This window comes from Psychrobacter sp. H7-1 (assembly GCF_904846585.1).
Classification (GTDB): Bacteria; Pseudomonadota; Gammaproteobacteria; order Pseudomonadales; family Moraxellaceae; genus Psychrobacter; species Psychrobacter raelei.
Genome location: NZ_CAJHBH010000077.1, coordinates 1 through 4,433, shown reverse-complemented (window position 1 = coordinate 4,433; position 4,433 = coordinate 1). Strand labels below are relative to the sequence as shown.

The following is a 4,433-nucleotide window of genomic DNA, read 5'->3' as shown; positions in this document are numbered from 1 at the left end:
TCCAGTGTTCATCTTTGAGCATAGTGCGAGGCATAGCGAACGATATCTTTTTTGTGTGAGAACTTAAAGATTAACCGTTCGCTATTTTTTTTGCCATTAATTTATACCCAATGTTCAACACGCCCTAATATAAATCTTAAGAGTTTTGAAAGAGAATATTTATTCGTTAGAGCCTATATAGCGATATTTTTTAACAGGAAGTATCCATTTAATAAGCAAGACGCTAAATATTTAACTGAGAAAATAATCAAAGGGAACTATCTAAATACGTTAAAGCAAATATCTCCCTTATTGGCTGAAAGCTTCATAAGAATGTATACAGGTGTTTTTTTCGCTAAATTCTATTTACTACTAGATGATATTGAGAGCTATGAGAGTTATTTAAAAGCCCTATATTTCTATAGTGGTGCTTTTGTAGAAAGGTGTAAAGTTTTAGGCTTTGATACTGTTAGTAACGATTACTTATTACAACCTTATAAAAAATACACTCAAGAATTAAAAAATATAGCCATACCATTAGCTAAGGAAATATGGAGTTATGATACTAATAAAATATTACTTAGAAAGCATGTAGCAGACATCATAACCAAGCTATTACCACAGCATAACCTTAGAATTACTCAAGTAGACAACTGGCTTAAGCAATCTGACATTGTACCTAATGAGATATTAGAACGGTATAAAAACAATGATTATGGGAATTCTAAACCTATTGTAGAAGCTAGAGAACGGCTAAAAGCCGAAATACTTTTGAAGCTAACGCCTTTATATTGTGAAGATATGTAAATAAATACCCCTTAATTCTAGAAATGCCCCCTCAATTCTAAAATTTCTATCTACCTCAATAACCACGTTAAATCTAACATGACCCCATCATTTACAACAACTGATGGAGTCATGTCACTATGCAACACATAGACAAACAACCCACCACCACGCTAACCCTAGCTGACCTAATCGCAAACCCTAATGACTTATACCAAGTTACACAGGTAAGCGAAATATTCAAAAGACACCCCGAGACAATTAGACGCTGGATTAAAGCTGGCAAGATACCTAAGCCTCTAAGCATAAGCGGTATGTATTACTTTAAAGGTAGTGACCTTTTGAGCTATATAAACGCCAATAATGCAGAGGGGATTAATCATGCATAACACGCCAAAAAGAACAGCCACAGAGTTACTAGAGGACTTTATCTTTAGTATTGATGTAGAGATTGAGCGCCTATCGTACTTTGAAGCCATATTTACAGCTATAAGAGCAGATGAAGCCAAAGGCGGTCACTCAGTCAAAGCCTTAGCCAGTTTAGGCGAATACCTAGCCCAAGATCTTATTCATTGCTCACGCCTAGACAATGACCAGTTACAAGCTGAATTACAGGGGGCTGATGATGAAAGATAGAGCATCTGTAATACGTAGAGCCATCATTGCCCTGCTGCTACCAGTCTTTTTGCTGTTACTCGCTGGCTATATGATTAACAAGCCAGCCAAGGCATTTTATGAGCTTTTGGGGGTTAAGTATGAGCAAAAATAATCAACTGCCTACCAATAAAGATATAGCTCAGTATCTTAATAATGACGTACCACTAATGCAGCTAGAGCATGATTTATTAATGGCTGAGCTTGATGAGCTTTTAGCTTTTGACCCGTTAGAGAGTCTAGATTTTCTAGACTTTGAACCATTGCCTGAAATAGATATAGCTAAAGAACTTGAGCAGCTAGACAAGCTAGAAAGTGATTTATTCAGCGATTTAGAGGGGTTAGATGATGAATAGCGATAAGGATATAGATAACCGCTTACAAGCTCATAGAGAGCCGATACAGGCGACTGATAGCGATCATAAGACCTTTATCTATGCCCAGCTTGCCTATGCTAAATCTAAGCATAGTAAACAGGCAAAGCAAAAGAAGAAAGCCTATAAGAAGATATGGTTTAAGAGAGGGGGTACTAATGAATAGTATAGATAAGATAAAGCCCCAAGCTGATGACAAGGGGCTTAGCAGTTTACTTGCTGATGCAATCAAAGCTACTGACCAAATTATAGCAGAAGATAGGATACTAGCCACCCTCAGAGCATTACAGCAAGATAATAGCGTATTAGAGATAGATGGAAGCTTCAGTATAGTTAGTGGTGATAAAGCAGGAGAGCTTATAGATACAGCTGACAAGGCTATACTGGTGATGCATGATAATAGCTACCAGCCAGCTAACTTAGCCATTTATACGCCTAATAGTGAAAGAGTAGAGATAATAGATCCAAGCGAACCCAGTGCTTTTATTATCGGTAATTTAGGCTTAGATAGTGACTGGTATGCAGTGGATAGCCTAGCTGAAGCCGTAGAGCTTTATGAGCATATGACAGTTAATCAAAAGCTTAATATTACTATTTTAGTTAGCCTTAACCCGTATAGCTTCAATAGTATGGTTAAGCATTTTGCTGAGGTTAAGCAAGTTATTGTAATGACTACAATAGAGAGTCCAGACCAGCTAATTAAACCGCTACTAGGGCTTAATATTAAAGCAATCATAACTACTTTTGACTTGCTGCTATCGTTTGAAAATGGTTTAAGCCTTGATGATGTTATTAATGATCCTGAAACCATTGTAAAGGACTTACAGCTAGAGGCATGGGGAAAGCTTGGAGATATAGCAGATGCAGATAGTAAAGCTACCCCATACCCCTTAGAAGCATGGGGAAACAAAGGAGAGGTACTAAGAGACGCTTTAGAAGCTATTACTTACTATTCTCAGATACCCTTAGCATTAGCTGGTCAGTGTATCTTAGGGGCTTTAGCCACAATTACACAGCAATATATAAACGCTCCTTACCCTACTGGTGGCGGTTTCATGCCAGCCTCGTTATTTCTACTTACTGAGATTGAAAGTGGTGGGGGTAAAAGCAAAACAACTTCAATGTATAGCCATAAAGAGCTAATAGATTATCAAAAGGAAAAGCGTAAAGAGTACCGCATTCTTAGAGATGAATGGCTAGCTGAAAAAGCAACAAAAGCTAAGAAAGACTTAGATAAATGGTTACTTGAGAACCCAAAGCCAAAGCAGCCCATTCTATTCGCAAAGTCTGGAACTCTTATAGGTTTCTTAGATAATATGATTTTGGGTAATACTCGCAACGTGGCTTGGGCAACAGCTGAAGCTGGCTTATTTTTAGGCAGTCATAGCTTAACCAATGAAACCGCCCAAAGTAACATAAGCCAAATATGCGATATCTGGAGCAGTGGAGAGTTTGACCGTATGTTATCCCCTCGCTATAACTCTAACTTTACAGATGAAAACGGTATAGATGGGATTAGGTTTACGTTAGATTTGCAAGGTCAGCCCCCTATCGTAGCCCCTGCTTTAAACAATGAAACAATGAGTGGACAAGGCTTGTTACCTCGCTTTCTATTTGCTTTTCCTGAGAGCTTAAACGGTACTTTAGTTTTTAATACTGATGAACGCTTAGACGCTAAACCCAATAAAGACCCTAGGTTAATAACTTACTGGCAAAGATGCAGAGCTTTACTTGATCCAGTGGCTAGCAATGTTAAGACTGATAGCGAGGGCAATATCATTCGCTACAATATGCCCTTTGAAAATAGGCAGGCTAGAAAGGCTTTAGCTGACTACCAAACAGAGAAAGAAAGCCAGCTAGTTAAAGGCGGTAAGCTAGAAAAGTATGCTGAATATGCTAAACGCTTACATGAAAACGCTAGCCGTATAGCATCAATATTCGCTTACTTTGATGGTAGGCGGTTTATATCAGCTGATGACATTAAAAGAGCCACTTTATTAACTGATTACTCTATGAAAGAGCGTATTAGATACACTGATAAACCCCAAGCTGGTGATAATGACGCTCAGAAATTAGTTAGCTGGTTAGTTAAATACTGCCAAACAAGGTCAGTTAAAGAGATTGCTTATTCTACAGCCCAAAGTAAAGTTACACCTAAGCATCTAAGATTAAAACAAAACTTTGAGTTACTGGCTGAAGTATTAGAAAGTGAGGGTTATATTAAAGTGATAACAAGTGGCAGGGCTAGAATAATACAGGTTAGACCTGAGCTATTAGGGGAAAATTAGGAAAATGGTAAAACAACCGCTATAACTGCCATGTATTAAGGCTTAGCTAGTTTTCCTGAAATATAGCATCATAGGCAAATGGGGAAAGTAAACATCTTAACGGTTGTTAGCTTTCCTTATTTGTCTATTAACTCTCAAGAACAAGGCATTTCATCTAGTAGAAATCAATAGCTCTATACTATACTTAATTATTAGATTATAAAAACTTTAAAAAAATCTAAGGAGAGGGTAATCACCCCGAAAAACAATAACACGTAAAAGTAGAAACTAACTGCTAAAATACCAGCAGGAGATTTCGACATGAAAAAATCAAGATTTACCGACACTCAGATTGTTAATATACTCAAACAAG

The 4,433-nt window shown here is 37.5% G+C and carries 6 protein-coding genes; all 6 read left to right on the top strand.

Annotation, left to right across the window (positions count from 1 at the left end):
- Positions 1–51 precede the first annotated feature (51 nt).
- The 6 genes from JMX92_RS13100 (at position 52) to JMX92_RS13075 (ending at position 4,081) form a co-directional block, all read left to right on the top strand.
- A complete protein-coding gene (locus JMX92_RS13100) occupies positions 52–786 on the top strand; it encodes a hypothetical protein (RefSeq protein ID WP_201546110.1) in 735 nt (244 codons plus the stop codon).
- Positions 787–905: 119 nt separating this feature from the next.
- On the top strand, positions 906–1,154 hold the full coding sequence (locus JMX92_RS13800; protein WP_201546109.1) for a helix-turn-helix domain-containing protein: 249 nt from the start codon (positions 906–908) through the stop codon (positions 1,152–1,154).
- Positions 1,147–1,401: a hypothetical protein gene (locus JMX92_RS13090; protein WP_201546108.1), complete on the top strand. Its 255-nt coding sequence runs from the start codon at positions 1,147–1,149 to the stop codon at positions 1,399–1,401. Before JMX92_RS13800 ends, JMX92_RS13090 begins: the two co-directional genes overlap by 8 nt.
- A gap of 119 nt (positions 1,402–1,520) precedes the next feature.
- Positions 1,521–1,775: a hypothetical protein gene (locus JMX92_RS13085; RefSeq protein WP_201546107.1), complete on the top strand. Its 255-nt coding sequence runs from the start codon at positions 1,521–1,523 to the stop codon at positions 1,773–1,775.
- Entirely contained in the window at positions 1,768–1,959 is a 192-nt protein-coding gene (locus JMX92_RS13080; protein WP_201546106.1) for a hypothetical protein, read from the top strand. The genes JMX92_RS13085 and JMX92_RS13080 overlap by 8 nt, the downstream gene beginning before the upstream one ends.
- Complete coding sequence (locus JMX92_RS13075; RefSeq protein ID WP_201546104.1) at positions 1,952–4,081, top strand: DUF3987 domain-containing protein; 2,130 nt, start codon at positions 1,952–1,954, stop codon at positions 4,079–4,081. Before JMX92_RS13080 ends, JMX92_RS13075 begins: the two co-directional genes overlap by 8 nt.
- The last annotated feature ends 352 nt before the right edge of the window (positions 4,082–4,433 follow it).

What these genes read in the sequence shown, in the direction of transcription:
- JMX92_RS13800 (WP_201546109.1), top strand. Translation starts at nt 906, where the DNA reads ATGCAACACATAGACAAACAACCCACCACCACGCTAACCCTAGCTGAC.
- JMX92_RS13090 (WP_201546108.1), top strand. Translation starts at nt 1,147, where the DNA reads ATGCATAACACGCCAAAAAGAACAGCCACAGAGTTACTAGAGGACTTT.
- JMX92_RS13085 (WP_201546107.1), top strand. Translation starts at nt 1,521, where the DNA reads ATGAGCAAAAATAATCAACTGCCTACCAATAAAGATATAGCTCAGTAT.
- JMX92_RS13080 (WP_201546106.1), top strand. Translation starts at nt 1,768, where the DNA reads ATGAATAGCGATAAGGATATAGATAACCGCTTACAAGCTCATAGAGAG.
- JMX92_RS13075 (WP_201546104.1), top strand. Translation starts at nt 1,952, where the DNA reads ATGAATAGTATAGATAAGATAAAGCCCCAAGCTGATGACAAGGGGCTT.